The organism is Cognatiluteimonas sedimenti, from assembly GCF_022808325.1.
GTDB lineage: Bacteria > Pseudomonadota > Gammaproteobacteria > Xanthomonadales > Xanthomonadaceae > Cognatiluteimonas > Cognatiluteimonas sedimenti.
In genome coordinates this window covers 138,965-164,983 of the sequence record NZ_JALGCL010000003.1, presented here as the reverse complement: position 1 = coordinate 164,983, position 26,019 = coordinate 138,965, and the positions used below count along the sequence as shown (strand labels likewise).

Here is a 26,019-nt window from a genome sequence, read left to right as displayed (position 1 = left end):
GTGTCCTTCAGGGCTCGTCGCGGCGCCGCTCCGGGAAAGGCAGCACCGCGGCCCGTTCGGGCTCGCCCCGCTGCCACAGCACCGGCACGTCCCGCGGCGAGCCGGGTTCGAACTGCCCGCGGTCGGCATCGGCCAATGCGGCGGCTCGCGCGGCCTGTTCTTCCTCGAGCTCCCAGCTGTAGCGCTTGCGCGGCGGCAGCGGGTCGCTGCGCCGGAACAGCCACGCGGCGACCAGCCCGGCGAACGCGCCCCCCAGGTGCGCCTGCCACGACACCCCCGGTTCGCGCGGCAGTACCGTCAACAGCATCCCGCCGTACAGCATGAAGGCGATCATCGCCGCGGCGATCGCCGCGCGGTCGCGGCGCAGCAGGCCGAGCGCGAACACCAGGAACATCAGGCCGTGGCCGAGGCCGCTGGCGCCGAGGTGGTGGCTGCCGGCGTCGCCGAGCAGCCACGCGCCCAGGCCCGAGCCCAGCCACAGCAGCGGCAGCGCGCGCAGCGTCGCCCGCGGATAGACCGTGCCGGCCAGGGTGCCGAGCAGCAGCAGCGACACCGCGTTGGCGCCGACGTGCCCGGGCGAGCCGTGCAGCAGCGGCGCGGTGAGCACGCCCGGCAGTCCCGCCAGCGTTTGCGGCGCGATCGCCAGGGCGCGCCAGTCGAACGCCTGCTGCGCACTGAACACCACCAGCAACAGCAGCACGAAGGCCAGGCTGGCGTTGAACGCGCGCCACAGGCGGCGGCGATCGTGCTCGCGCTGGCGTTGGGGGTCGAGCGCTGAATCATGGACGGGCAGGTGCATGCCACGAGGATGGCGGCGGAATGCGGCAAGGCAAGCCCACCGGGCGGCGCAAGCGCCGGCCTGCCGCGCTCGCCTCCGGGGACGGAGGCGGCGAGGCGCGTAAAATGCGGCGATGAACACCGAATCGACCGCGGTCCGGCTCAGGAATGCCTGGCGCTCCAGCCACCCCTGGATCTTCCAGAAGCTGGTGGACAAGCCCGTCGCCAAGCCCAAACCCGGCAGCATCGTCGACATCGTCGGGGTCGACGGCGAATGGGTTGGCCGCGGCTTCTACAACGGCCATTCCCGGATCGCGTTGCGGATCCTGGAAACCGACCGCGACGTGCCGGTCGATGCCGGCTGGTTCGCGCGCAAGATCGCGGCGGCGGTGTCGTTGCGCCGCGACGTGCTCAAGCTCGACGCCATCGGCGATGCCTGGCGCGTGGTGCACTCCGAGGGCGATGGCCTCAGCGGGCTGGTGGTCGACCGCTACGCCGACCTGCTGGTGGTCGAGTTCTTCAGCGCCGGCATGTTCCGCCATCGCGAGTGGATCTACGAGGCGCTGCGTGAGCAGTTCCCGGGTTGCCGCTTCCATGCCTTCGCCGACGAGCACGTGCAGAAGCAGGAGTCGTTCGACTTCCGCGGCTCGGAACCGGCGGCGCCGGCGATCATCACCGAACACGGCATCCGCTTCCGCGCCGACCCGGCCGGCGCGCACAAGACCGGCTTCTTCGCCGACCAGCGCGACAACCGGCAGTGGCTGTCGCAGCTGTGCGCGGGCCAGCGCGTGCTCGACCTGTGCTGCAACACCGGCGGCTTCGGCGTGTACGCGGCGGTGCGCGGCGCCAGCGAAGTGGTCGGCATCGACATCGACGAGGACGTGCTCGCGATCGCCCGCGGAAACGCGAAGTTGAACGACGTCCGCGTCAAGTACGTGCAGGCCGACATCTTCCCGTGGCTGCGCGACGCCGGCAACCGCGGCGACCTGTTCGACGTGGTGGTGCTGGATCCGGCGAAGATGACGCGCGACCGCGAGCAGGTGATCCCGGCGCTGAAGAAGTACCTGGACATGAACAAGCTGGCGCTGGGCGTGGTCAAGCCCGGCGGATTGCTGGCGACGTTCTCCTGCACCGGCCTGGTCAGCGAGGAGGAATTCCTCGGCATGTTGCGCCGCGCCGCGTTCTATTCGGGCCGCACCGTGCAGGTGCTGAAGGTCGCCGGCGCCGGGCCCGACCATCCGTTCCTGGCGCAGGTGCCGGAATCGCGCTACCTCAAGGCGGTGTTCTGCCGGGTCGTGTGAAGCCGGCCCGGCAGCAGGGCCGCCGCCTCGGCATCCAGGCGCGCTCGGTAGCGCCGGCCGATGCGCTGGCTGATGTAGGTCGCCAACCCGCGCCCGGCCTGCGCCAACGCCTTCATCCGCGCCACGTGCGCAGCGCCGGGACAGTCGCGGTCGTAGAGATAGGTCGCGCCATCGGCGAAGCGCACCACGATGCCGGTGCCGGCAAGCGCGTAGGACACGACCCCGGAATGCCCGTCACGGTTGCCGTAGCGGCGGAACAGGGGCTGCGCCCGCGGGTTTGCGGTCTTCATGGGTCGATGCTGCGACACAGGGGGTATGCGCCCGATGATGACCTGCCGGTCTCATCACGTGGGACCGACGCGACTAAACTGGCGCCATGGCCGAATCCGCCCTGCTCCTGCCGCTGCTTGTTTTTGTCGGCATTGCCGTCGTCGTCGCGATCGTGCTGCTGGCGTTGCTGCTGCAGCGCCGGCCCGGGCGCATGCTGGAAACGGCACTGCGCGAAGAGCAACGTGAAGGCCGCGGTGAACTGCGGCAGCAGCTCGACAGCCTGTCGGCGCAGCAGGAGCAGCGGATCGAGGGCTTCGGCCTGCGCCTCAACGACTTCACCGCCCGCACCGACCAGCGCCTCGACGTGCTGCGCGAGGCGCTGGGGGAGGACGCGCGCAAGGCGCGCGCGGAAGGCGCGGAACTGCAGCAGCGTTTCGCCGACGCGCTCGGCCAGCGCCTGGCCGAACTGACGCAGCGCAACGAGCTGCGCATCGGCGAGATGCGGGCGACGCTGGAACAGAAATTGCGCGAGCTGCAGCAGGGCAACGAAGCCAAGCTCGAGCAGATGCGGGCGACGGTCGATGAAAAATTGCAGAGCACGCTGGAAACCCGATTGGGCGAATCGTTCCGCCTGGTGTCCGAACGCCTGGAACACGTGCAGCGCGGCCTCGGCGAGATGCAGCAGCTGGCGACCGGGGTCGGCGACCTCAAGCGGGTGCTGACCAACGTCAAGTCGCGCGGCGTCTTCGGCGAGGTGCAACTGGCCGGACTGCTGGAGCAGGTGTTCGCGCCGGACCAGTACGCGGCCAATGTCGCGACGATTCCGGGCAGCAGCGAGCGGGTCGAATTCGCGGTGCGCTTCCCCGGGTCCAGGGGCGATGCGCCGGTCTGGCTGCCGATCGACGCCAAGTTCCCGCGGGAGGATTACGAGCGCCTGCTCGACGCGCAGGAACGCGCCGACCTCGATGCCGCGCGCACCGCCGGGGATGCGCTGGAGCGGCAGGTCCGGCTGGAGGCGCAGCGCATCTGCGACAAGTACGTGGCCGCGCCGCACACCACCGAATTCGCGATCCTGTTCCTGCCCACCGAAGGCCTGTACGCGGAAGTGCTGCGACGACCGGGGCTGGTGGAAACGCTGCAGCGCGACTGCCGCATCGCCGTCGCAGGCCCGACCACGCTGCTCGCGTTGATGACCAGCTTCCAGATGGGCTTCCGCACGCTGGCGATCGAGAAGCGCTCGAGCGAGGTCTGGCGCACGCTGGGCGCGGTCAAGACCGAGTTCGGCAAGTTCGGCGACGTGCTCGACGGCGTGCAGAAGAAGCTGGTCGAGGCCAGCAACAAGATCGAGCAGACCGGGGTGCGCACGCGCGCGATCCAGCGCTCGCTGCGCGATGTCGAATCGTTGCCGGGCGCCGATGGCGCGGGGCTGCTGGGCCTGCCCCCCGACGTGGCCGACGAATGATTCGAATGCGGAGGTAGGAGCGCCTTACAGGCGCGAGCCTTGGCAACCGCCTCGCCCCGGGAAGAGATCGCGCCTGCAAGGCGCTCCTGCAAAACGGGTATGGCGCGCCGCGCCTAGTTGCCGCCGGCCGGCATGATCGGCATCGCATCGGCCGGGACGCTGGGATTGCCGGTGTCCTCGCGCAGGTATTCGGGCAGCTCCTCGTCCTGCTGCTTGCGGTCGCCGAAGATCTGGTAGCGGCGCCGCTGCAGCCAGGCATCGCGCACCAGCGCATAGTCGTCGGCCGCGCCTTCGCGCATGCTGTCGATCGCGAACAGCTGCGTGCGCACGTCGACCAGCTGCAGGCCCTGCAGGAATACGCGGGTGGGATCGTCCTCGACCTGGCGGATCATCGACAGCTGGCCGTCGCCGACCAGGCCGAACACGTCGCGCAGGGTGCGCGGGCCGAACAGCGGCAGTTCGACGTAGCGCGAATGCTCCCAGCCCCACTTGCCCAGGGTCTGGCCGAAATCCTCGTCGCGGTACGGCAGGCTGGCGTCGGAGGCCGGGTCGAAGATGCCGCCGATGCCCAGCGTCGCGTTGAGCGCGAAGCGGCCCAACGCCTGCGCCGCCTGCTTCGGCTTGCCCTGCAGCAGCGCATTGAGCGCCGCCACCGGTTGGCCGAGGTTGGCGAAGAAGTTGCCCACGCCCAGGCGTATCGGACGCGGCACCGCCGCCACGTAGGCATGGGCCAGCGGCGTGGCGATGCGCCGGTCCACCGCGTTGTTGAAGCGATGCACCTTGCGGTTCATGCCTTCCCACGGGTCGTAGCTTTTCGGCAGTTCGGCCGGGGCCGGCAGGTTCGGATCGGCGACCGGATCGTAGTCCTGAGTGCCGTACAGCGCGGCGTAGTCGAGCTCGGCCTGGGTGGGCGGTTGCTGCGCGACCGTGGCGTCGACAGGCACGGCTGGCGCGGCGTCGGCGGCAAGCGGCGCTGCAGCGTCGAGCGCTTCAGCCTCCGCGGCCGGAGCGTTCGCTTGCGGCGCAGCCTGCGCGGGCTCCGCCGTCGCCGAAGCGGGTTGCGGCGTGCCGGCAGCGTCCATCGCGGGGACGCAGGCGGTAGCGGCGCGGCCGTCGCCGCCGCGGACCACGACGCAGTCGGGTGCCGCGATGGCTTGCCGCGCCAGCGGCGGCGCGGGGACGACCTGCGCCATCGCCGGCAACGAGGCCAGCGACAGGGTCAGGACAACGAGGGGGAATGCACGCATGAGGGGCGCAGTTTAATCCCTGCGCGACGCCGCCGGCATCGCCGGATGGTGCCGCTCAGTCGAACGCGAGCGCGGGCGCCAGGCGGTAGGCAGCGCGCAGTTCGGCCAGGCCCGGCGGCGTGCCATCGACGGCGACGTCCGTGCCGCTGCGCGCGGCGAGCTCTGCCAGCAGCGCCACGCCGGCGCTGTCGACGCGTGCCACCGCGGCCAGGTCGAAGCAGCGCGTGCCGGCGGCCAGCGGCAGCGCGCGTCGCCACAGCCCGGCGACGTCGTCGCGCAGCAGCGCGCCGGCGAAGCGCAAGGTCGCGCCGGTACGCTCGACCGCGGCGGCCTCAGCGGCCGGCATCGGCCTGCATCTGGCCGCTGCGCAGCTCGGCGGCGACCTGCCGGATCGACTTGCGGGTCAGTTCGTTGTCGAACTGCTGGCGGAATGTCTGCACGAACGAGACGCCCTCGACCATCACGTCGAACACCTTCCAGCTGCCGCCGGACTTGCGCATCAGGTAATCGACCGGGATCGGCTCGCCGCCGCTGCGCAGCATCTCGCTGGCGACCTTGACCCCGAGCCCGCGCGGCAGCGTGGTCTCGGACTTGATCCGGACCCGCAGCTTGGTGTTGAAGTCCAGCAGCGAGGAGCCGTAGCGGCGCATGAGGCTGTCGGCGAGCGCGTCGGCGAACAGCTTGACGTCGGCATCGGAAGCGCCGCGGGCGTGGCGACCCAGCACCTGGCGCGCGGCGTAGTCGCGGTCGAACATGCTGTCGAATTCGCCGGACACGAACTGCTCGAGCTTGCCGCGGTTGGCGGTGAACTCGGCGCGGCGCTGCTCCAGCGTCGACAGGATGCGGGTGCTGTTGTCGAGCACCAGCTTGCTGGGCGAACCCTGGGTGGCGGCGGCGGCGGGCGCGGCGGCCTGCGCCAGCACCGTGGCGGGGGCGGCGGCGACCAGGGCCGAGGCGAGCACGAGCTTGAACAGTTTCATGGGCATCATTCCGTGGGGGGCGGATTGTCGTTGTTGTCGGGAGTGGCACCGTCGGCGGCTTCGCCGCCGGCGTCGGCCGCAGGCTTGCCACCGCCGAACATGTACTTGCCGACCATCTGGATCAGGTCGACCGCCGGCGTGGTGAATGCGATCTCGTCGCCGGCTTTCAAGGTCTCGACATCGCCACCGGGCTGCAGGCCGATGTAACTCTCGCCGAGCAGGCCGCCGGTGAGGATGCCGGCCGAGGTGTCCGCCGAGAGGTCGCGGTAGCGATCGTCGATGGCCAGGGTCACGACGGCGTCCAATTTGACCGGGTCCAGCTGAATGTCGGCCACATTGCCGATCGTCACGCCGCCGATCTTGACCGGCGCGTTGGGTCGCAGCTGGCCGAGGTTGGTGAAGCGCGCGGTGAGCGGATAGGTGGCATGGCCGAAGCCGAACTTGCCGTTGGTGGACGCCAGCGCCAGCACCAGCAACGACGCCAGCGCCAGCAGCAGGAAGGCGCCGACCGCGAATTCTAGACGGGGACCGCGAACGCTCATGGAATCACCTTCATCCTTGCCTCTTGGCTTCCCAGGCGCAGCGACGATCCGCTGTTGGCCGCACGGGACGGTTTCGAAAACAGGTCCTTCGCCATGCTCGGGACGATTTGCAGATCAGGGCCGGCGCCGCTCACCGGAACAGGAACGCCGACAGCACGAAGTTGAACATCAGCACCAGCAGCGAGGCGTTGACCACCGCGCGCGTGGTCGCCACCGAGGTGCCCTCGATGGTCGGTTCGGCGTGGTAGCCGACGTAGGCCGCGACCAGCGCCGCGGTGCCGCCGAACACCGCCGCCTTGATGAAGGCGACGCAGAAATCGTCGCGGAAATCGACCGCGTCCTTCAGCACCTGCCAGAACGAGCCGGCCTCGATCCCGATCACGTGCACGGCCTCGAGGTAACTGGCGCTGATCGCCAGCGAGCAGAAGAACGCGGTCAGCAGCGGCACGCTCACCAGCGCCGCCCAGAACCGCGGCGCGACCGCCTTGGCCACCGGGTCGATCGCCATCAGCCCGAGCGCGGTGATCTGGTCGGTGGCGCGCATCAGCCCGAGCTCGGCGGCGATCGAACTGCCGGCGCGGCCGATGAACAGCAGCGCGGTCAACACCGGCGCCAGTTCGCGGTACAGGCCCAGGCCCACCAGCGCGCTGATCTGGTTGGCGGCGCCGTAGGTTTCCAGCGCGCGGTAGCCCAGCAGCGTCACCGACAGGCCGACGAAGGCCCCGCCGACCGCGATGATCGGCAGCGAGCGCGCGCCGATCTTGTAGATCTCGCGCACCAGCTCGGCGAAGAAGTCGCGGGTCGGCTTCGACGCGCGCAGCACCGACAGCGAGAACAGCCCGGCACGCCCGAGCGAACGGGTGGCGGCGACCAGCGGCATCAGGCGGCTTCCATCGCGCGCGCGGCGGTGTCGAACGGGATCGGGCCATCGGGTTCGCCGTCGAGGAACTGGCGTATCAGCGGATCGTCGCTCGCCTGCAGCTGCTGCGGCGTGCCGCTGAAGGCGATGCGGCCGTTGGCGATCACCAGCGCGCGGTCGGCGACCGGCAGGGTTTCGTGCACGTGGTGGCTGACGATGATGCTGGTCAGGCCGAGGCTGGCGTTGAGCCGCGCGATCAGGCTCATGATCACGCCCGAGGCGATCGGGTCCAGGCCGGTCAGCGGCTCGTCGTAGAGCATCAACGGCGGATCCAGTGCCAGCGCGCGCGCCAGTGCGACGCGCCGGGCCATGCCGCCGGACAGTTCGCGCGGATACAGGTCGGCGGCGGCGCGCAGGCCCACCGCATGCAGCTTCATTTCGACCAGGCGGCGGATCACCGGATCGGGCAGCCGGGTGTGCGCGCGCAGCGGCAACGCGACGTTCTCGGCCGCGGTCAGGTCGGTGAGCAGGCCATTGCCCTGCAACAGCACGCCGATCGACTTGCGGCGCTCGAGCAGCGCGCGCTTGCCTCGCGGCAGCGGCGCGCCCAGCACTTCGACGCTGCCGGCGGCGGGCTCGAGTTCACCCGTCAGCGCCGACAGCAGCGTCGACTTGCCGCAGCCAGACGGCCCCAGCACCGCCACGACGCTGCCGCGCGGGACCTCCAGGTCGATGCCGTCGAGGATCGTGCGGCTGCCGCGGTCCAGGCGCAGGCCGGAGAGACGGACGATGGGGGTGGCGTCGATCATGGGGCGGCATTGTCGCATCACCGGCCAGGCCGGAGTCCCAACGCTTGCGACGCGGCTGCGGCATCATTCAGGCGATGCCGAGCGCGCCCGACTTCCGCCTCTACCACTCGAACTCGCTGGAGGTGCTGGCCGGGCTGCTGGCGGACGCGCTGCGCAGGCCCGCGCCCGGGCAACCGCTGCTGGCGCCGGACACCATCCTGATCCCGCAGGTGGCGATGCGGCGCTGGCTGCAGGCGACGATGGCCGAGCGGCATGGCATCGCCGCCAACCTGGAGTTCCTGACGCCCGGCGAATTCGTGGGGCGCGCGCTGGCCGCCAATCCGGAGCCGGGCGCGAACGAGGCCGGCGAGGTGCTCGACGCCGCGGGCCTGCACTGGCAGCTGTACGCCGCGCTGCTGGACACCGGCCTGCGCGCGCGACCGGCGATGGCGCAGCTGGCGGGCTACCTCGACGGCGACGGCGGCACCGGGCCGGCGGACGGCGGGCTGAAGGCCTGGACGCTGGCCGGCGAACTGGCCGGCGTGTTCGAGAAATACCAGGCCTGGCGCCGCGACTGGCTGCTGCGCTGGGAAGGCGGCGCCGACCCCGACGATCCGCAGGCGATCCTGTGGCGCGCGGTCGCCGCGGGCCGCGATCATCGCGCGCGGCGGATCCAGGACTATCTCGCACGGTTCGGCGGCGAAGCGGGCACCGACGCGTCGCGTGCGTTGCCTGCCGGGCTGCCGCCGCGGCTGTTCGCGTTCGCCACGCTCAACGTCTCGCCCGACGTGCTGCGGGTGATGGCGACGCAGGCGCGGGTGGGCACGCTGCACTTCTACCTGCCGACGCCGACCAAGGAATACTGGGGCGACCTGCAGTCGCTCGGCGCGCGGTTGCGCGCGGGCGCCGATCCGTTCGACGGCGCTCCGTCCGGTACCGGCGACGCCGAAAACCCGCTGCTGCGCGACTGGGGCGCGGCCGGGCGCGATTTCATGGCGCTGCTCGGCAGCTACGAAGTCGTGCATCCGTCCGGCGAGATCGCCGCGTACGCCGATCCCGAGGCCGCGCCGGGCACATCGCTGGCCGACGGCGGCCTGCGCGACAGCCTGCTGCGGCGGATGCAGGGCGACCTGTTCCATCGCCGCGCGACGCCTTCGGGCGCGTTGCGCGCCGACGTCGACGTGCGCGATCCCAGCCTGCAGTTCCACGCCTGCCACACGCGCCTGCGCGAACTGCAGGTGCTGCACGACCGGTTGCGTGCGCTGCTGGAGGACAAGCGCTTCGACCCGCCGCTGCAGCCGCGCGAGATCGCGGTGCTGGCGCCGGACATCGATCCGTACGTGCCGTATCTCGACGCGGTGTTCGGCGGCGGCGGCCGCGGGGACGCCGGTGTTCGACAGGCGATCCCGTGGGCGATCGCCGACGCCAGTCCGCTGGTCGGCGAGCCGCTGGCGGCCGTGTTCCTGCGGCTGCTGGCGCTGCCGGTGTCGCGCTTCGGACTGGAGGAGGTGCTGGACCTGCTCGCCAGCCCGCCGCTGGCCGAGGCCGCGGGCCTCGACGGCGCCGCGTTCGAACGCCTGCACGCCTGGCTGCACGCCGCCGGCGCGCGCTGGGGCATCGACGCCGCGCACCGCGCGCGCCTGGGTGCGCCGGAGGACGATGCCTACACTTGGCAGTTCGCGCTCGACCGGCTGCTGCTCGGCCACGCGACGGACGCCGATGCGCTGGTCGAAGGCGACGCCACGCGCGTGGCGCCGTGGACCGAACTCGAAGGCAGCGCGCTCGACGCGCTGGACGTGCTGCTGCGGCTGCTGCGCGTGCTCGCCCGCCACCAGCGCCTGCTCGGGGAAGCGATGCCGCCGTCGGCCTGGCGCGAACGCCTGCTCGGCCTGCTCCGCTCGGTGCTGCCGCGCCCGCGCATGGGCGGCAGCGGCGAACGCGCGTACGAGCGCCTGTGCAAGCTGATCGATGCGTTCGCCGAGGACGCGGCGCGCGCCGGCTACACCGCGCCGGTGCCGGGCGAAGTCGTGCGCGCGCATTTCGCCGCGGTGCTGGGCGAGGCAGACACGCGCGCGCCGCTGCTCACCGGCGGCGTCAGCTTCGCGCGCATGGTGCCGATGCGGCTGCTGCCGTTCCGCGTCATCTGCCTGCTAGGCATGAACGACGGCGACTTCCCGCGCCGCGATCCCGCGGCCGGGCTCAACCGGCTCACCGCGGAACTGGGCACCGAGCGTCGCCGGCATGGCGACCGATCGACGCGCGACGACGACCGTTACCTGTTCCTGCAGTTGTTCTCCTCGGCGCAGGACGTGTTCCACGTCAGCTGGATCGGCGCCGACCCGCGCGACGGCAGCGCGCGCGAGCCGTCGGCGGTGGTGTCCGAACTGCTGGCCGCGGCGGCCGCGTACCACGCGCCCGCGGACGCCGATGCGCTGGTGCTGCGGCACGCGCTGCAGCCGTTCTCGCCGGCCGCGTTCGGCAGCGGCGATCCGCGCCACTTCAGCTACGACGCGCGCTGGCACCCGGCGGCGGGACAGCTGTCGGGCGCGCGCACCACGCTGGCGCCGTGGATGCGTGCGGGCACGTCGCTGCCACCGCCGGTCGATATCGAAACCGAACTGTCGCTGGACGAGCTGCGGCGCTTCCTGCTGGCGCCGGCCGAGCAGTTCCTGCGCCAGCGCCTCGGCCTGCGGCTGCCCGAAGTCGAAGCGGCGGGCGAGGACATCGAGCCGCTGCGCGCGCCTGGCGGCGGTCTCGAACGCCACCGGCTGCAGCACGCGGTATTCGAGGCGCTGTTGTCCGGCGAACGCCGCGACGCGCTGCTCGAACGGCTGCGTGCGCAGGCGCTGCTGCCGTCCGGCGCGCTGGGCGCGCGCGCGCTGGCCGATGTGCTTGATGAAGTGGCGCCGTACGCGGAGCACTTCGCGCGCTGGCGCGGCGACGCGACGCTTTCGGACGCATTGCCGCTTGAGACGACGATTGACGGCGTGCGCGTGCACGGCCGGCTCGGTGGCGCGTGGTCGGCGGGTTTCGCGCGCGTGCGCTTCGGCGAGCCGAACGGCCCGTCGGTGCTCCGCAACGGGCTGGACTGGCTGCTGGCCTGCGCCGCCGGCGAATCGCGGCCGATGTTCGAGTTCCACGCGGAGAAGGGCGGCAACCTCGGCCCGCACGAACGCAACCGCATCGATCCGGCGCAGGCCAGGGACGCGCTGCGCACGCTGCTGGCGCTGCGCGCGTCCGGCCTGCGCGAGCCGCTGGCGTTCGCGCCGCGCAGCGGCTGGAAGTACTACAGCGCCGCGAGCGCCGAACGCGGGATCGAAGAGGCCCGCAAGCAGTGGCAGGGCAGCGCCCGCACGTGGGGCGAGGGCACCGGCTCGGCCTGCGAACTCGCGCTGCGCGCGCGCGACCCGTTCGCCGACCGCGACGCGCTGCGCGCCTTCGTTGCCAACACGATCACCGTGTTCTCCGCGGTGGCCAGCGGCATCGCGATCGCGCCGGAGCTCGACGAGGACGCGATCGCCAACGCCACGCTTGCGCGCGACGAGGACGAAGGCGAATGAGCGCCGCGCCCGTTCGCGATCCCTACCTGGAGCTGCCGCTCGACGGCGTGCGCCTGATCGAGGCGTCGGCCGGCACCGGCAAGACCTTCACTCTCGCCACGCTGGTCACGCGCCTGGTGGTCGAACGCGAGCTGCGCGTCGGCCAAGTGCTCGCCGTGACGTTCACCGAAGCGGCCACGCAGGAACTGCGCAAGCGGATCCGCGAGCGTCTGCTGCTTGCGCTGGCGCTGGTCGATGCGCCCGCCGCGGACGGCGAGGACGCCGAGGCGGCACTGACCCGCGACATCCTGCACGCGCACCTGGCGCGCAGCGGCGAACGGCCCGACGCGCTGCGCCGCCGCCTGCGCGCGGCCGCGCTGGAGATCGACCTCGCCGCGATCTTCACCATCCACGGCTTTTGCGCGCGCGTGCTGCGCGAGCACGCGCTGGAGAGCGGGCAGGGCTTCGATCCGCCGGAACTGCTCGCCAACGACCGCGGCCTGCGCGAGGAACTCGCCGCCGACCTATGGCGCGCGCACGGCTGCGACGCAGCGGGCGCGGACGATCTCGCCGCGCTGTGGAAGGGCGGCCCCGAGGCGCTCGCGGCCGACCTGCGCGCGCTGATGCGCGAACCGGTGTTGTTGCCACCGGATGCACCGCTTCCAGGCGACTCGATGCCTGCCGTACTCGACGCCGGGCGTGCATTGGCCGACGGATTCCGTGCGCATGGCCCGGAGTTCCTCGCGGTCCTGCTCGACGCGCTGGAACGCAAGGTGCTGCATGGCGGCAGCTACAAGGCCGCGTGGATCGAACAGCTGTGGACTGAACTGGCCGGCTGGTGCGAAGGCGGCGACTACACCAAACCGCTGCACGAAAAACTTCCGTGGCTCACGCCGCGGACCATGCAGGAAAAGACCAACAAGGCGCACGTTGGCAACACGCCGCAGTCTCCACTGTGCGAGCTGATCGATGTGTACCTGCGCGCGGTGGCCGAGTGCGACGCGTACGGGGTGCGTCGCCGCATCGCCCTGCTGCATCGCATCCGCGCCGATGCGAACGCGCGGCTCGCGCTGCTCAAGCAGCAGCGCCGCGTGCAGACCTACGACGACATGATCGACGGCGTCGCCGATGCGCTCGACGGCCCGCATGGCGACGCCCTGGCGCGCAGCCTGCGCGCGCAGTACGCGGTCGCGCTGGTGGACGAGTTCCAGGACACCGACGCGCGGCAGTGGAGGATCTTCGACCGCGTGTTCGGCAGCGGCGCCGCGGCGGACGGCGGCGCGCCCGCGCTGTTCCTGGTCGGCGATCCGAAGCAGGCGATCTACGGCTTCCGCGGCGGCGACGTGCACACCTACCTCGCCGCGCGCGCCACCGCGGACGAGGCGCCGGCGCTCGCGCACAACTTCCGTTCGCGGCCGTCGGTGCTCGCGGCGATCGCGGCGCTGTATGACCAGGCGGGCGACGACGCCTTCGTCGACCCGCGCATCCGTTTCCTCGCGGTCGAGGCCGGCGGCAAGCGCACGGACGCCGATTTCCAGCGCGGCGGAGTGCCCGCCCCGGCGCTGACGCTGTGGCGCGCGCCCGACCCGAAGCCCAACGACAAGGGCGAAACGAAGCCGTGGAAGGCGGAGGACTCGCGCGCGCAGTGCACCGCCGCCTGCGTCGCCGCGATCCACGCGGTGCTGTCGGAAGGCCGCGCCGGCACCGCCACCATCGACGGCCAGCCGGTGCAGCCGGGCGACATCGCGGTGCTGGTGCGCACGCATGGCGAGGCCACGCGGATCCAGCAGGCGCTCGCCGCGGTCGGCATCCCGGCCGTCGCCGCCGGCAAGCTGAGCCTGTTCGCCACGCCCGAAGCACGCGAACTGCACGCCCTGCTGCTCGCCCTGCTGCAGAGCGGCGACGACGGCCGCCTGCGCGCCGCGCTGTCGACGGTGCTGGTCGGCGTCGATGCGGCCGCGATCGCGGCGCTCGACGGCAGCAACCACGACTGGCAGCACCAGGCGCTGGCGTGGCGCGAACGCCTGCTGCGCGGCGGCCCGCTCGCACTCGTCGGCGACCTGTGCGCGGAACACGCGCCGCGCCTGCTCGGCCTCACCGACGGCGAGCGTCGGGTCGGCAACTACCTGCAACTGGCCGAAGCGCTGCAGGAAGCGCAGGCCGACACGCTGGGCCTGCACGGCCTGGTCGACTGGCTCGGCGCGCGCATCGCCAACGCCGATCCCGACGACGAGACGCAGCTGCTGCGGCTGGAGTCGGACGCGCGCCGCGTGCAGATCGTCACCCTGCACAAGAGCAAGGGCCTGGAATACCCGCTGGTGTTCCTGCCGTTCATCGGGATCGGCGGGAAAGAGCCGACGCCCGGCCGCTTCTGCATCGCGCAGGGCGGCGACGCCAACGCGCGCCGCCTGCACTGGAAGATCGAGGTGCCGGAAGCCGAATGGGACGACGCGAAGCAGGGCTGGACCACCGAGCAGCACGCCGAACAGGCGCGCCTGCTCTACGTCGGCCTGACCCGCGCGCGGCATGCGCTGTGGCTGGCGAACGGCGCGTTCTACAACGCCGGCAAGGCCGCGCTCGCGCCGATGCTCGCCGACCTCTCCGCGCTGCAGGCCGAGCCGAGCATCCGCGTCGACAACGCCGGCCCGCCGGCGTCGCTGTCGCGGCTGCCGCCGGAATCCGACGCCGCCGTGCCGCCGGCCCGGGTCGCGACGCGCGCGCTGTCGACCGACTGGTGGGTGCACAGCTTCAGCAGCCTGACGCGCAAGACCGGCCCGGCGGAGGACGCATCGACGTCGGCCACGCTGCCCGCGCCGGGCGGCACCGACGAAACCCCCGCCGCCGAGGACGATCGGGCGCCCGTGCCCGTGCCCGCGCACGACACGCGCTTCGCCGGCCCGCAGTTCGGCGTCGCCATGCACACCGCGCTCGAGCGCGCCGACTTCGCCGCGTGGCGCGCCTGGCTGCCCGGCGATCCAGCGCCCGGCAACGAGGCGGCCGTCATCGCCGACGCGCTGCGCGAACAGGGTTACGCCGAAGACGTGCTCGACGACGGCGTCGTCTTCGTGACCAGCCTCGTCGGCCGCACCCTGCGCGTCGTGCTGCCCGAAGGCGTGCAGCTGTGCCACGTCCCCGCCGAAGCGCGCCGCCCCGAGCTCGAGTTCCAGTTCCCGCTGCGGCCCACCCGCGTCGACGCGCTGCTGCAGCTGCTGCACGCGCACGGCGTCGTGCCCGAGCGCCACGCCTTCGGTTTCCGCCAGCGCCTGGAAGGCCTGATGACCGGCCTCGTCGACCTGACCTACCAGCACGACGGCCGCTGGTACGTGCTCGACTACAAGTCCAACCGCCTGCCGCGCTACGACGCCGACGCGCTGGACGAGGCGATGCACCACAGCGAGTACGACCTGCAGGCGCTGGTGTACACGCTGGCGCTGCACCGCTGGCTTCGGTTCCGGCTGGGCGATGCGGCCGACGGCGGCGGCTACGACTACGCGCGCGATTTCGGCGGGCACCGCTACGTGTTCAGTCGTGGCATCGACCTGGACGTGCCTGCGAACAGCGGGCCTGCGAACCGCGGACCCGCGGACGGCGGACCCGCGGACGGCGCGCCGGCCGGCGTATTCGCGCGGAAGTTTGATCCCACGCTCATCCATGCGCTCGACGCGCTGTTCGCCGGGGCATTGCTCCCTCTCCCGCTTGCGGGAGAGGGCCGGGGTGAGGGCAGGTCCGGTCGCGAGGTGTCCCCATGAGCACCTCGCCCCTGTTCGACGCCCTCTGGCGCAGCGGCGCCCTGCGCACGCTCGACCACGCGCTGGCGCAGAGCCTGAAGCGCCTCGACCCCGCCACGCCCGACGGCGTGCTCGCCGCTGCCGCGCTCGCGTCGCTCGCCGTCGCCAACGGCCACGCCGGCTTCGACCTCGCGTCGCCACGCACGCTGGTCGACGCGCAAGACATCCCGTGGCCCGACGCCGACGCCTGGCGCCGCGAGCTGGCGGCGTCGCCCTGGGTCGCCGTGCCCGCCAACGGCGCCGACATCTCCGACGCCACCCGCCCGCTCGTGCTCGAAGGCGCACCCGGCGCGCCCGGCCTGCTCTACCTGCGCCGCTACCGCGAGTACGAGCGCCGCGTCGCCGCCGGCCTGCAGCGCCTCGCGGCGCAGCGCGGTGCCGGCAGCCACATTGGCGACAGCGATATCGGCGGCGTCGACCTGGTCACCGGCGGCCCCGGCACCGGCAAGACCACCACGATCGCGCGCCTGCTGGTGCAGCTGGTCGAACAGGCGCGCGCCGCCGGCCGCGACGATCCGCGCATCGCCCTCGCCGCGCCCACCGGCCGCGCCGCCGAGCGCATGGCCGAGAGCGTGCGCAACGCGCTGCAGGCGCTCGCCACCGCGGGCACCGACGCCGGCGTCATCGCCGCGCTGCCGACCAGCGGCACCACCCTGCACCGCCTGCTCGGCACGATCCCCGACAGCCCGCGCTTCCGCCACGACGCCGGCAACCCGCTGCCGTTCGACGTGGTCGTCGTCGACGAAGCCTCGATGATCGACCTGCCGCTGATGGCCAAGCTGGTGGAAGCCGTGCCCGACGGCGCGCGACTGGTGCTGATCGGCGACCCGGACCAGCTGCCGTCGGTCGAGGCCGGCGACGTGCTCAGCGGCATCCTGCACGGCGCCGAGGCCGGCGGCGACGCGTTCACCGCGCGCCGCACGCACCTCACCCGTACGTGGCGCCAGCACGAGGCCCTCCAGCTCGCGCCGCTCGCCGCCGCTGTGCGCGAAGGCGACAGCGCCGCCGCGCTCGCGCTGCTGCGCGGCGGGGAACTGTCCGGCGTCCACTTCCACGAAGGCTTGGCCGATCCTCTGCAGGCCCCGCACCGCGAGCGCCTGCTGGAGCACTGGCGCGCGCTCGCCAACGTCAGCAACCCCGCCGAAGCGCTACGCCTCGCCTCGCGCCTGCGCCTGCTCACCGCCGTGCGCGACGGCCCGCAGGGCGCGCGCACGCTCAACGCGCGCATCGAAACGATGCTCGGCGCCGGCGGCGACGGCGCGTCGGGCGGCGGCGCCCACTTCCACGGCCGCCTGATCCTGATCACCGAGAACAGCTACCGCCACCGCCTGTTCAATGGCGACATCGGCATCTGCTTCCGTGACGCCGACGGCGCCGTCATGGCCTGGTTTCCCGGTGAGTCGACTGACAAGCCTCGCGTCTTCCACCCCGCTGGCCTTCCGCAGCACGACAGCGCGTTTGCCATGACGGTGCACAAGTCCCAGGGCTCCGAGTTCGACGAAGTGTGGCTGCTGCTGCCGCAACACGACAGCCGCGTGCTGTCGCGCGAGCTGGTCTACACCGGCATCACCCGCGCCCGCCGCGAGCTGCACGTCGCCGCGAGCGCTGACGCAATCGCGACGGCGCTGGGGCGGCACGCCAGCCGGTGCTCAGGATTGGGGTGGCGGCTGGATCGGGATAAGCACGCCTCGACGCGAACAACATGAAGCAAATAACGCAATATCCAAAAAATGGGGAGAGCGATGAGTAGGACCAGAAACTACACCGCGTTTTATGTCGCCGAGCCGTTTAACTCGAGCACGCTCGGCGCTCATGCCACAAGAGATTTTTGCTATTACAACCTTTTGCGTTCTTGGAAGGGGGCGGACTCGACCTTTCCATTTCTCGATGCTCACGACACAACCTACAACGTGAGAGACAGCAGTGATTGGGAGCTGACTCTAAGGCCTCGACTAAGGGAGCGCATCAGAAATTCCAAAAACTTAATTCTGTTCTTAAGTTCGAGTACGACCAATTCCCGGGCGTTACGAGAAGAAGTCGACTACGCGATCAATGACCAAGGGTTGCCAGTCATCGTCATCTACCCGGATTACGAGACAAAAGAGTCACTGTTAACCAACAACAATCTCAGCGACGAAGTTAAAAATCTTTGGGGCAAGCTTCCAGTTTTAAGGGATTCCATGTCCAAGGTGCCGACGATTCACGTGCCGATGAACAAGGCACTTATTGAGAAAACGCTAAAAGACCCCGACTTTATGCTGGCCACAAAAATCCAGCCGGGAGTTTTTCGGTACTCGCCATGAATTAATCGAAGGGGACTTGAATGGCGAAGGTAAAATTATTTGACAGCCGCGTAATTAAGAAATTTTTGGAAATTACGTCGGCGATCAGTGCCGGGCTTTCTTTGGTGGTCTTATTCGTCGATATACCGAGCAATTTAAAGATTTTCTTCGGCTGGACTTTTTTGGCCGCACTGATCATTTCTTACCTGTTGTTGTGGCTGTGGTCGAGCAATTTAAATCGAATCAATATCAACGTTGAAGGGAGCGAAGTTACCATTAAGACCGGCGATATTTTTGATCAGCCAGGTTTTAAAGCGATCGCCTTCAATGAGTACTTCGACACCGCAGTTGACAATCAAATGATCAGTGATGCGTCGCTCAATGGCGTGTTTATCAACAACTATCTGGATATCCCGGTTGCGGGGCTGGACAGCTACATAGACCGTTATGACTTCTCCCGAGATGAAATATTGGGAGAAGAAGTCGGTCGAGTTAGCGGGAAAAGACGCAGATACAAGATCGGGACGATCTGCGTATACAAGGACTTCTTATTGACCGCATTCTCAAGGTTTGATGCAAATAACCGTGCATCACTCACAATGCCGGAGTACTTGGATTTCTTAATTACATTCTGGGATAAGGTAAATAACGTTTACGCGCAAAAGAGCGTTTCCGCCCCGATTTTTGGCTCCGGTATTACGCGTATTAAAGGTCACAAAAACATAAGTGACGAAGACTTGCTGAAAATTATGTTGTGGACTTTCCGTATCAGCGAGATGAGGTTTAAGTATCCGGCGAAACTGACCATCGTAATCCACGAGGACAAGATCGATAAGATCAACCTGTTGGACATCAAGTCAGCTAAGAATGGGGTTTAGTTTGGCTTGAGACAGTTGGGGCGCGGCAGCTAGATGCGATTTCCTCGCGATGTGGAGAAAACGCTTTATGTCGATAGGCTTGCGTCGCCCTCCAGCAGAAGTTGGCGCATTTGGGGGCGCTCGCCGGCGCTCCACAGCGATACATCGTGTCGCACGCGATAGCGCAGCGGCCCGCCGTCCGGCGTCGCGGCCCGCTCGATCGGGCGCGGGATGCACACGAAGTCGGTGACCATCCGGTTCGCGTCGACGCTCACGACGCCGTAGCCATGCCCGCCCAGGTCCACGAAGTCCAGGTGCGGCGCCAGCTCGGGGTTGCTTACGGCATGCGCGGCGGTCAGGTCGCCGCTCTCGGCGTACTCCAGCGCGGAGCGCACGCCGTGGTTGAGCAGCAGGTTCATCGTGGGCTCCATCGAGCCGTCCTCACGATCTGCGATGAACAGCTTGCGCAGCGGGTTCTTCTTGTTGCCGTGCTCCTGCGCTTCCTGCCCGCCGGGGGAGGTGATCGAGCCGCCGACGAATGACACGCCGACGGGCTCGAACTTGCCATGCGGCGGCAGCGACTTCGCGGCGTAGCCGGCCCAGAAGCTGTGGAGGTCGCCGGCGAGGATGGCGAAGCCGGTGATGCCGTGGTCGCGAACGGTGTCGAAGATCTCGCCGCGCTCGTGGTAGCAGCCGCCCCAGTCGCCGTTGCTCTGCACGGCGTAGCCGTCGGTCCACTTCGGCCAGTCCTTCGGCACGAACCCTTCCGGCAGGTTCTGCGGGTCGACGCGCTGGTCGTGCGTGCCCAGCGAGGTGCCCCAGATCTTCCAGGTCGCGGTGGCGTTGCGCAGGCGCTCGAGGAACCAGGCCTTCTGCTTGGCGCCGAGCATCGATTGCGGCGGGCCGTCGATGCGGTAATTGGGAATGGACTTCGCGCCGAACACGATCTCCGCCGGCGGATGGCCACCGGCGTACTCGCGGCCGCTGTCCACCTGCATCGACAGCGCCTCGGGGAAGAAGGGATACGGCACGCCTTCGAACAGCGCGCCGAGCTTCTCGTCGTTCGAGTAGTCCTTGCCGCGGAAGGCGCGCTGGTCGGTGAGGATCAGGTCGATGTGCCGGCCCCAGCGCAGCGCGCGGTACACGATCAGGCTTTCGATCGCGGCGAGGTTGTTCGGTTCGAGGCCGAGGCCGGCGTCGTCGAACTCGGTCACCGCGACGTCGGCCACGACCGGCGCATCGAAGCGGTCCAGCGGCTTGCCCGGCGCGGTCACCCGCATCGGCTGGTATTCGAACCACGCCTGGTTCGCCGCCACCTTGAGCTTCTGCCCGGGCATCTCGCCTTCGCCGGGGAACGACATGATCGACTGCCACGCCAGCCACGAGAACTCGTGGTTGTCCCAGATGCAGACGAACGGCCAGCGCGCGCGCGCGTCCTGCAGGTCGGGATCGACGAGGTAGCCCTTGTACAGCGCGCGGTAGTCGTCGAGCGAGCCGGGCACGGTGAAGCGGTCGTTGGCGACCTTGCGGCCGTGCTTGTACGAGACCGGGAACGTGATCTTGCGGTCGTAGCGATGCCCGTCCTTGACCTGGTCCGGCGTCTGGATTACCTCGTACACGAAGTCGCCCAGGTGCAGCACGAAGCCGAGGCGTTCGTCGGGCGCGGCGCGCTCGTCCTCCCAGATCATGCGGCGGTACGCGTTCATCGCGCCCTCGGGCGCGCTCTGGCAACTGACGAAGGCGAACTTCGCCGGCCGCGGATCATCCGGCGCGGGCGCGGTCAGCGTGCGGCCGATGCGGCTGCCGTTGCCTGCCTCGTCGACGAAGCGGTACCAGAACTCGCCGGCCGCCGGCAGGTCGGCGACGAGCACGCGGCAGGTCCAGTCGGACGCCGCGAGCACCGGTGCGGCCGTCGTCGCGATGACGCGCATGAACCCGGGATCCTCGGCGACCTCGACCAGAAGCGTGGCCTTCTCGCGGCCGTCGTCGTAGGGGCGCCGCGTCCACAGCAGCACGCTGTTCGCGTCCGGATCGCCGGAAGCGACGCCGTGCGGGTACAACTCGCGGCGTTCGCGCCAGCCGCTCGCGGAGGGCCGTAGCGTGGAGCAACTCCACGCGAGCGTCGCGCCCATGGCGGCCGCCAGTTTCAGGAACTGGCGGCGGTCGAGTGTCGGCATGGCGGCCCCCCCCGGACGCATTGGCGATCCGTCGCACGCTAGACCTGCCCGCGGGCTGCGGTACGTGCCGGAAGTCCCGCGGCCGATGCGCAGGGGCGGCGGCAGGCCAGCGATGGATGCAGGCGCCCGGGCGCCTGGGCGATACTCCTTCCATGCCGAAGCAAGCCACGCCGATCCGGTTCGAAGCCAAGCTCCATCGACCCGCGGAGCCCAGGAACGCGACCTGGACCTTCCTGGTCCTGCCGCAGGCCGCGAGCACGAAGTTGCCGACGCGGGCGATGACCTCCGTCGAGGGCACGCTCGGCGACGCGCCGTTCGCGGCCACGCTCGAGCCCGACGGCCAGGGCAGCCACTGGCTCAAGGTGCCGGACAAGCTGCGCGAAGCCGCGGGCGTCGAAGCCGGCGACATGGTGACGCTCGAAATCCGCCCGTCCGAACAGCAGCTCGAGTCGCCCGTTCCGAAGGAACTGCGCGACGCCCTCAAGGCGCACCCCGCCGCGAAGGCGACATGGGATGCGAGCACCACGGTGGCGCGGCGTGACTGGATCGCGTGGATGACGCAGGGCAAGAAGGCCGAGACGCGCGGCAAGCGCCTGGCCGCGATGATGGACATGCTGGAGCATGGCAAGAAGCGCGTGTGCTGCTTCGACCGCTCCGGCATCGCCGGCAAGAACTTCAGCGCGCCGGAAGCGGCGGAGTAGCGCTCCCGGAGCCGACCGTGGGTCGGCGCTACGGGATCACAGCGTGCGCGTCTGCCCGCCGTCGACGTCGACGATCGCGCCCTGCATGTAGCTGGCGGCGTCGGACACCAGGAAGGCGACCACCTGCGCGACCTCCTCCGGCGTGCCGAAGCGCGCGACGCGCAGCTGGCGCGCCAGTTCGCCGGCGGCCTCGTCGGCGGTGATCCCGCGTTCCGCCGCCAGCGCCTCGATGCGCACGCGCGTGCGCTCGGTCGCGATCGAACTCGGATTGACCGCGTTGACGCGCACGCCGTCGCGGATGCCGCGGTCGGCCAGGGCCTTGGTCAGGTTGAGCAGCGCGGCGTTGACGCTGCCGCCGATGGTGAACTCGGCGCTGCCGGTTCGGCCGCCGATGCCAGCGATGTTGACGATCCGGCCGCCGGATTCCACCAGCGCCGGCCAGGCAGCGCGGCACAGCCGGGTCGCGCCGAAGAACTTGAGCGCGAAGCCGCGCTGCCAGTCGTCGTCGCCGAACGCCAGGAACTCGCCGCGCGGCGTGGCCCCGGCGTTGTTGACGAGCACGTCGATGCGGCCGAAGCGCTGGCGCGCGGCTTCGACGACCTGGCGCGCGGCATCGGGACCGGCGAGGTCCAAGGGCAGCGCGAGCGAAGGCATCGGCAGCGACGCGACGAGTGCCTGCAGCGCCGCCTCCGAGCGCGCCACCGCGACGACGCTGTAGCCGTCGCCCGCCAGCCGCGTCGCGATGGCCTTGCCGATGCCGCGGCTCGCGCCGGTGACGATCGCAACGGCAGTGACGGGCTCGGTCATGGCGCGCTCCCTGGCCCGGGGCGACAGGGGCCGGGTCCGCGTTCGCATTGTCCGCCAGGAACGCCGCCGAGTTCAGCACGATCGGCGCCCGTGCTGCCGCACGGGACTACCGCGGGGTTTGCCCCCGCGATTCGCTCTCGGTGTGGGCGGCGCACTTCCAGCCGCCGTCCACCCGCACCCAGGTGGACGAGTCCACCACGTCCTGCTCCAGCGACTGGCCGTCCATCTCCATCTTCTGGTGCGCGCGGTAGGTGGCGATGGCGATGTCGTCGCTCGGAAACATCACGTCCATGTCCGACAGCGTGTACTCGAGCAGGCCGTGCTTCGGATCCAGCAGCATCTTCTCGTACTGCGCGGGATCGAACCGCAGGGTCCCGTGGCTGCTCACCATCAGCGCCTGGGGCGCGAGCAGGCCCTTGGCGGTGCCGGCGTCGCGATCCACCAGCGATTGCCAGAAGGCGCGCTCGAGGCGCTCGATTTCGGTGCGCTGCGCGGACTGTGCCATGGCCGGTTTCCTCGAGGCGTGGGGGCGGCCATTGTCGCTGCGCAACGGTCATGCGCCGATGAACGATGGCCGGCGTCGTGCCTGCACGCCGCATTGCCCTCGGTGAATGCATGCATGGCGGCATGCGGATTGTTTGTTGCGCGTGAGAGCTGAACGCGCGCGCGCTTCACCGCCCGCATATCCGGCATTGGCGACGATGGGGCTGCCGACGCACGTGCGGCACCCCCACGACAGGAGAGGACACGATGAGCACCAAGAAGGACCACAGCATTGGCGAAGGCACCGGCGCGGTTGCCGGCGCGGTGACCGGCGCGGCGGTCGGATCGGCCGCGGGCCCGGTCGGTACGGTGGTCGGCGCGGTTGCCGGCGGCGCGCTTGGCGCCAAGGCCGGCGGCTCGGTCGCCGAAGCGGTCAATCCGACCGAATACAACGACTATTTCCACTCCAATTACAAGAACGCGTCGTACTACTCCAGCGGCCGCGACTGGAGTGACTACGAGCCGGCGTACAAGTACGGCTACGACACCTACGGCCAGTACCAAGGCCAGCGCTTCGAGGACGTGGAGACGCAGCTGGAACGCGACTGGGACAACAGCCGCGCGCGCTCGCGCCTGGCCTGGGCCGAAGCCCGCGATGCGGTGCGCGACGGCTGGCACCACATCGAACGCGCCATGCCCGGCGACGCCGACCGCGATGGGCGATGAGGGCCGCTTGCGGACCACTGGTCCGCGGCCCGAAGAGCGCCGCCGCGTCTAGCGGCGGCCGGACCGATGAGGGCCGCTTGCGGACCACTGGTCCGCGGCCCGAAGAGCCTCGCCGCGCCTAGCGGCAACCCGGAGGCGGGCTGCACAAGGCAGCCCGCCTCGTCTTGTCCGCAACCAGCGCAGTGGTCGGCAGCTGCCCGCTCTTGCGTGTTCACCCGCACTGAACGCCAGCGCCCGTAGCGTCGAAGCCGCACCGAGCCAGGCGGGAGTTTCGCGATGAGCACGCTGAAGAAGAACCATGTCCTGGGCGCCGGCAGCGCCGCGCTCGCCGGGGGCGCCGCTGGCGCGGCGATCGGTGCGGTGGTGGCGGGCCCGGCCGGCGTCGCGGTGGGTGCGGCGGCCGGCGGCGCGCTCGGCGCGGTCTACGGCAACCGCGCGTCCGAGGCCGCCGATCCGCGCCAGGACCTCGGCCATTTCCAGCAGATCTTCAAGACCATGCCGTACTACATCGACGGCCACGACTGGCACGACTACGCCCCCGCCTACCGTTACGGCCTGGACACCTGGTCCACGCACCGCGGCACGGCGCTGGAGGCGGTCGAGTCGCAGCTGCAGGGCGGCTGGGAAGCCGCGGCCCGCTTCGGCTCGCGGCTGCAGTGGCAGCAGGCGCGGCCGGCGGTCGCGCACGCCTGGCAGTCGCTGCAGGATGCCGCCGACCGGGAACCGCGCACTCCCGCCGCGGCGCGCTGACGCAGCCCGCGGCCGGCCTTTGCACATGCCGGGCCGTGCCCATGCAGGCGCTGCAGTAGGATGCGCGCCTGTCCCCGCGCCGGATCCCCACCGATGAGCGACCCCCAGCCGCCCGCCTCCCCCGCCAACGACGTCAGCCGCGACCAGGCCGAGGACGCGGTCCGCGTGCTGCTGCGCTGGGCTGGCGAGGACCCGGCCCGCGAGGGCCTGCTCGACACCCCCAAGCGCGTGGCCAAGGCCTACCGCGACTGGTTCAGCGGCTACCAGCTCGATCCCGACGAATACCTGGCGCGCACCTTCAAGGAGGTCTGCGGCTACGACGAGATGATCGTGCTGCGCGACATCGAGTTCGAAAGCCACTGCGAGCACCACATGGCGCCGATCATCGGCAAGGCGCACGTCGGCTACCTGCCCAACGGCAAGGTCGTGGGCATCAGCAAGCTGGCGCGCGTGGTCGATGCCTACGCCAAGCGCTTCCAGGTGCAGGAGAAAATGACCGCGCAGATCGCCAACTGCATCGAACGCGCGCTGCAGCCGCTGGGCGTGGGCGTGGTGATCGAGGGCGCGCACGAATGCATGACCACCCGCGGCGTGCACAAGCGCGGCGTCAGCATGATCACCTCGAAGATGCTCGGCAGCTTCCGCGAGGACGCGCGCACGCGCGCGGAGTTCCTGCAGTTCATCGATGTCGGTCCCGGCCGCTGACGCAACCGCGGCCGCGGCCGATGGCCGGCTGGACTGCCTGGTCGTCGGCGCCGGCCCGGCCGGGCTGACCGCGGCGACCTATTTCGCGCGCTTCCACCGCGACGTCGTGGTGGTCGACGCCGGCCGCAGCCGCGCCCGCTGGATCCCGACCAGCCACAACTGCCCGGGCTTCCCGTTCGGCGTCGCGGGACCTGCGCTGCTGCGGAAGCTTCACGAACAGGCGACCAACTACGGCGCGCGCATCGTCGAGGACACGATCACGTCGCTGCGGCGCGACGGCGCGGATTTCATCGCCGGTTCCGCCTCGGGCGCGCGCTGGCGCGCACGCCATGTGCTGCTGGCCACCGGCATCGTCGACCGCCTGCCGCCGATCGCCGACATCGAACAGGCCATTGCCGCCGGCGTGGTGCGCCTGTGCGCGGTCTGCGACGGCTACGAGGCCAGCGACGAGCGCATCGCCGTCTACGGGCCCATCGCCGAAGCGATCAGCCACGCGGTGTTCCTGCGCACGTTCTCGCGCCGCGTGACCGCGATCGCCAGCGATGACGCCACGGCCGACCCGGCGGCGCTGGCGCTGGCCGCGCGTGCGCGGGTCGAGGTGCTGCCGCGGCCCGCGCACCTGCGGCACGATGCGGCGCGCTGCCTGGTGGCGTGGCCGGAGGGCAGCGGCGGCATCGAAACGCGCGAATTCGACACTGTGTACCCGGTGCTGGGCGGCGACGCGCAAGCCACGCTCGCCACCGCGCTCGGCGCGCGGGTGGACGACAACGGCGAGCTGCTGGTCGACGAGAAGCAGCAGACCAGCGTCGACGGCCTGTACGCGATCGGCGACGTCGTCAGCGCCCTCAACCAGATCAGCGTCGCCGTCGGGCACGCGGCGATCGCCGCGACCGCGATCCACAACCGCCTGCCGCACAACTTCCGCGAAATGTCCTGAGGCGCGGGCCGGGTCGGATCCCATCCGCAACCCGGCCTCGC

23 protein-coding genes are annotated in these 26,019 nt (G+C 70.4%); 12 read left to right on the top strand and 11 right to left on the bottom strand.

Translation table 11 applies throughout. The features are described 5' to 3' along the window. Nucleotides 1–7: 7 nt before the first annotated feature. Entirely contained in the window at nt 8–793 is a 786-nt protein-coding gene (locus MQC88_RS09975) for a rhomboid family intramembrane serine protease (protein WP_425491619.1), read from the bottom strand. 118 nt (nt 794–911) lie between these two features. On the opposite strand from MQC88_RS09975, the gene MQC88_RS09970 reads away from it, so the two are divergent. Further along, the gene (locus tag MQC88_RS09970; RefSeq protein ID WP_243321579.1) at nt 912–2,078 is read left to right on the top strand and encodes a class I SAM-dependent rRNA methyltransferase; all 1,167 of its coding nucleotides are present in this window, start codon (nt 912–914) and stop codon (nt 2,076–2,078) included. On the opposite strand, the gene MQC88_RS09965 is transcribed toward MQC88_RS09970, so the two are convergent. Next, on the bottom strand, nt 2,045–2,368 hold the full coding sequence (locus MQC88_RS09965; protein WP_425491616.1) for a hypothetical protein: 324 nt from the start codon (nt 2,366–2,368) through the stop codon (nt 2,045–2,047). The two genes, MQC88_RS09970 and MQC88_RS09965, sit on opposite strands and share 34 nt — an antisense overlap. Nucleotides 2,369–2,454: 86 nt before the next feature. On the opposite strand from MQC88_RS09965, the gene MQC88_RS09960 reads away from it, so the two are divergent. Next, a complete protein-coding gene (locus MQC88_RS09960; protein WP_243321577.1) occupies nt 2,455–3,810 on the top strand; it encodes a DNA recombination protein RmuC in 1,356 nt (451 codons plus the stop codon). A gap of 113 nt (nt 3,811–3,923) precedes the next feature. On the opposite strand, the gene MQC88_RS09955 is transcribed toward MQC88_RS09960, so the two are convergent. From MQC88_RS09955 to MQC88_RS09930, 6 genes are all read right to left on the bottom strand, one after another. Further along, the gene (locus MQC88_RS09955; RefSeq protein ID WP_243321575.1) at nt 3,924–5,057 is read right to left on the bottom strand and encodes an MlaA family lipoprotein; all 1,134 of its coding nucleotides are present in this window, start codon (nt 5,055–5,057) and stop codon (nt 3,924–3,926) included. A gap of 55 nt (nt 5,058–5,112) precedes the next feature. Next, nucleotides 5,113–5,403, bottom strand: coding sequence for an STAS domain-containing protein (locus MQC88_RS09950; RefSeq protein ID WP_243321574.1), 291 nt, complete (start codon nt 5,401–5,403; stop codon nt 5,113–5,115). Next, the gene (locus MQC88_RS09945) at nt 5,390–6,043 is read right to left on the bottom strand and encodes an MlaC/ttg2D family ABC transporter substrate-binding protein (RefSeq protein ID WP_243321573.1); all 654 of its coding nucleotides are present in this window, start codon (nt 6,041–6,043) and stop codon (nt 5,390–5,392) included. Before MQC88_RS09945 ends, MQC88_RS09950 begins: the two co-directional genes overlap by 14 nt. Beyond that, nucleotides 6,043–6,579: an outer membrane lipid asymmetry maintenance protein MlaD gene (gene mlaD / locus MQC88_RS09940; RefSeq protein WP_243321571.1), complete on the bottom strand. Its 537-nt coding sequence runs from the start codon at nt 6,577–6,579 to the stop codon at nt 6,043–6,045. Before mlaD ends, MQC88_RS09945 begins: the two co-directional genes overlap by 1 nt. A 130-nt stretch (nt 6,580–6,709) precedes the next feature. Next, nucleotides 6,710–7,459 carry an MlaE family lipid ABC transporter permease subunit gene (locus MQC88_RS09935; RefSeq protein ID WP_243321569.1) on the bottom strand — a complete coding sequence of 250 codons (750 nt, stop codon included), beginning with the start codon at nt 7,457–7,459 and terminating at the stop codon, nt 6,710–6,712. Next, nucleotides 7,459–8,247, bottom strand: coding sequence for an ABC transporter ATP-binding protein (locus MQC88_RS09930; RefSeq protein WP_243321568.1), 789 nt, complete (start codon nt 8,245–8,247; stop codon nt 7,459–7,461). Before MQC88_RS09930 ends, MQC88_RS09935 begins: the two co-directional genes overlap by 1 nt. 74 nt (nt 8,248–8,321) lie before the next feature. Here MQC88_RS09930 and recC point away from each other — a divergent pair, with 74 nt between their 5' ends. From recC to MQC88_RS09905, 5 genes are read left to right on the top strand one after another with little or no spacing between them, the layout of a single operon-like run. Beyond that, the gene (gene recC / locus MQC88_RS09925) at nt 8,322–11,786 is read left to right on the top strand and encodes an exodeoxyribonuclease V subunit gamma (RefSeq protein WP_243321566.1); all 3,465 of its coding nucleotides are present in this window, start codon (nt 8,322–8,324) and stop codon (nt 11,784–11,786) included. Continuing rightward, the gene (locus tag MQC88_RS09920) at nt 11,783–15,514 is read left to right on the top strand and encodes a UvrD-helicase domain-containing protein (protein ID WP_243321565.1); all 3,732 of its coding nucleotides are present in this window, start codon (nt 11,783–11,785) and stop codon (nt 15,512–15,514) included. Before recC ends, MQC88_RS09920 begins: the two co-directional genes overlap by 4 nt. After that, nucleotides 15,511–17,259, top strand: coding sequence for an exodeoxyribonuclease V subunit alpha (gene recD, locus MQC88_RS09915; protein WP_243321564.1), 1,749 nt, complete (start codon nt 15,511–15,513; stop codon nt 17,257–17,259). Before MQC88_RS09920 ends, recD begins: the two co-directional genes overlap by 4 nt. Before the next feature lie 36 nt (nt 17,260–17,295). After that, a complete protein-coding gene (locus MQC88_RS09910; protein ID WP_243321561.1) occupies nt 17,296–17,856 on the top strand; it encodes a TIR domain-containing protein in 561 nt (186 codons plus the stop codon). 20 nt (nt 17,857–17,876) lie between these two features. Next, a complete protein-coding gene (locus tag MQC88_RS09905; RefSeq protein WP_243321560.1) occupies nt 17,877–18,713 on the top strand; it encodes a macro domain-containing protein in 837 nt (278 codons plus the stop codon). A 65-nt stretch (nt 18,714–18,778) separates the two neighbouring features. Here the strand turns inward: MQC88_RS09905 and MQC88_RS09900 are convergent, their stop codons facing one another. Further along, a complete protein-coding gene (locus MQC88_RS09900) occupies nt 18,779–20,869 on the bottom strand; it encodes an alkaline phosphatase D family protein (RefSeq protein ID WP_243321558.1) in 2,091 nt (696 codons plus the stop codon). A 152-nt stretch (nt 20,870–21,021) separates the two neighbouring features. On the opposite strand from MQC88_RS09900, the gene MQC88_RS09895 reads away from it, so the two are divergent. Next, nucleotides 21,022–21,570 (top strand): YdeI/OmpD-associated family protein, encoded by a 549-nt coding sequence (locus MQC88_RS09895; protein ID WP_243321556.1) that lies wholly within the window; start codon nt 21,022–21,024, stop codon nt 21,568–21,570. 36 nt (nt 21,571–21,606) lie between these two features. Here the strand turns inward: MQC88_RS09895 and MQC88_RS09890 are convergent, their stop codons facing one another. Next, complete coding sequence (locus MQC88_RS09890) at nt 21,607–22,377, bottom strand: SDR family oxidoreductase (RefSeq protein ID WP_243321554.1); 771 nt, start codon at nt 22,375–22,377, stop codon at nt 21,607–21,609. Between the two features lie 106 nt (nt 22,378–22,483). Beyond that, entirely contained in the window at nt 22,484–22,882 is a 399-nt protein-coding gene (locus MQC88_RS09885) for a nuclear transport factor 2 family protein (RefSeq protein WP_243321551.1), read from the bottom strand. A 245-nt stretch (nt 22,883–23,127) separates the two neighbouring features. Here MQC88_RS09885 and MQC88_RS09880 point away from each other — a divergent pair, with 245 nt between their 5' ends. The 4 genes from MQC88_RS09880 (at nt 23,128) to MQC88_RS09865 (ending at nt 25,978) form a co-directional block, all read left to right on the top strand. Next, on the top strand, nt 23,128–23,586 hold the full coding sequence (locus MQC88_RS09880; protein WP_243321550.1) for a hypothetical protein: 459 nt from the start codon (nt 23,128–23,130) through the stop codon (nt 23,584–23,586). Between the two features lie 276 nt (nt 23,587–23,862). Beyond that, nucleotides 23,863–24,336: a hypothetical protein gene (locus MQC88_RS09875; RefSeq protein WP_243321548.1), complete on the top strand. Its 474-nt coding sequence runs from the start codon at nt 23,863–23,865 to the stop codon at nt 24,334–24,336. 93 nt (nt 24,337–24,429) lie between these two features. Then, complete coding sequence (folE, locus tag MQC88_RS09870; RefSeq protein ID WP_243321546.1) at nt 24,430–25,041, top strand: GTP cyclohydrolase I FolE; 612 nt, start codon at nt 24,430–24,432, stop codon at nt 25,039–25,041. Further along, nucleotides 25,022–25,978, top strand: coding sequence for an NAD(P)/FAD-dependent oxidoreductase (locus tag MQC88_RS09865; RefSeq protein ID WP_243321544.1), 957 nt, complete (start codon nt 25,022–25,024; stop codon nt 25,976–25,978). Before folE ends, MQC88_RS09865 begins: the two co-directional genes overlap by 20 nt. Nucleotides 25,979–26,019 lie beyond the last annotated feature (41 nt).

Excerpts from the sequence above, each read along its gene's own strand:
- MQC88_RS09935 (WP_243321569.1), bottom strand. The coding sequence starts at position 7,459 with ATGCCGCTGGTCGCCGCCACCCGTTCGCTCGGGCGTGCCGGGCTGTTC.
- MQC88_RS09865 (WP_243321544.1), top strand. The coding sequence starts at position 25,022 with ATGTCGGTCCCGGCCGCTGACGCAACCGCGGCCGCGGCCGATGGCCGG.
- MQC88_RS09880 (WP_243321550.1), top strand. The coding sequence starts at position 23,128 with ATGAGCACCAAGAAGGACCACAGCATTGGCGAAGGCACCGGCGCGGTT.
- MQC88_RS09890 (WP_243321554.1), bottom strand. The coding sequence starts at position 22,377 with ATGACCGAGCCCGTCACTGCCGTTGCGATCGTCACCGGCGCGAGCCGC.
- mlaD (WP_243321571.1), bottom strand. The coding sequence starts at position 6,579 with ATGAGCGTTCGCGGTCCCCGTCTAGAATTCGCGGTCGGCGCCTTCCTG.
- MQC88_RS09910 (WP_243321561.1), top strand. The coding sequence starts at position 17,296 with ATGAGTAGGACCAGAAACTACACCGCGTTTTATGTCGCCGAGCCGTTT.
- MQC88_RS09920 (WP_243321565.1), top strand. The coding sequence starts at position 11,783 with ATGAGCGCCGCGCCCGTTCGCGATCCCTACCTGGAGCTGCCGCTCGAC.
- MQC88_RS09875 (WP_243321548.1), top strand. The coding sequence starts at position 23,863 with ATGAGCACGCTGAAGAAGAACCATGTCCTGGGCGCCGGCAGCGCCGCG.
- MQC88_RS09930 (WP_243321568.1), bottom strand. The coding sequence starts at position 8,247 with ATGATCGACGCCACCCCCATCGTCCGTCTCTCCGGCCTGCGCCTGGAC.
- MQC88_RS09950 (WP_243321574.1), bottom strand. The coding sequence starts at position 5,403 with ATGCCGGCCGCTGAGGCCGCCGCGGTCGAGCGTACCGGCGCGACCTTG.
- MQC88_RS09965 (WP_425491616.1), bottom strand. The coding sequence starts at position 2,368 with ATGAAGACCGCAAACCCGCGGGCGCAGCCCCTGTTCCGCCGCTACGGC.
- folE (WP_243321546.1), top strand. The coding sequence starts at position 24,430 with ATGAGCGACCCCCAGCCGCCCGCCTCCCCCGCCAACGACGTCAGCCGC.
- MQC88_RS09900 (WP_243321558.1), bottom strand. The coding sequence starts at position 20,869 with ATGCCGACACTCGACCGCCGCCAGTTCCTGAAACTGGCGGCCGCCATG.
- MQC88_RS09960 (WP_243321577.1), top strand. The coding sequence starts at position 2,455 with ATGGCCGAATCCGCCCTGCTCCTGCCGCTGCTTGTTTTTGTCGGCATT.
- recC (WP_243321566.1), top strand. The coding sequence starts at position 8,322 with ATGCCGAGCGCGCCCGACTTCCGCCTCTACCACTCGAACTCGCTGGAG.
- MQC88_RS09905 (WP_243321560.1), top strand. The coding sequence starts at position 17,877 with ATGGCGAAGGTAAAATTATTTGACAGCCGCGTAATTAAGAAATTTTTG.
- MQC88_RS09895 (WP_243321556.1), top strand. The coding sequence starts at position 21,022 with ATGCCGAAGCAAGCCACGCCGATCCGGTTCGAAGCCAAGCTCCATCGA.
- MQC88_RS09970 (WP_243321579.1), top strand. The coding sequence starts at position 912 with ATGAACACCGAATCGACCGCGGTCCGGCTCAGGAATGCCTGGCGCTCC.
- MQC88_RS09955 (WP_243321575.1), bottom strand. The coding sequence starts at position 5,057 with ATGCGTGCATTCCCCCTCGTTGTCCTGACCCTGTCGCTGGCCTCGTTG.
- MQC88_RS09885 (WP_243321551.1), bottom strand. The coding sequence starts at position 22,882 with ATGGCACAGTCCGCGCAGCGCACCGAAATCGAGCGCCTCGAGCGCGCC.
- recD (WP_243321564.1), top strand. The coding sequence starts at position 15,511 with ATGAGCACCTCGCCCCTGTTCGACGCCCTCTGGCGCAGCGGCGCCCTG.
- MQC88_RS09945 (WP_243321573.1), bottom strand. The coding sequence starts at position 6,043 with ATGCCCATGAAACTGTTCAAGCTCGTGCTCGCCTCGGCCCTGGTCGCC.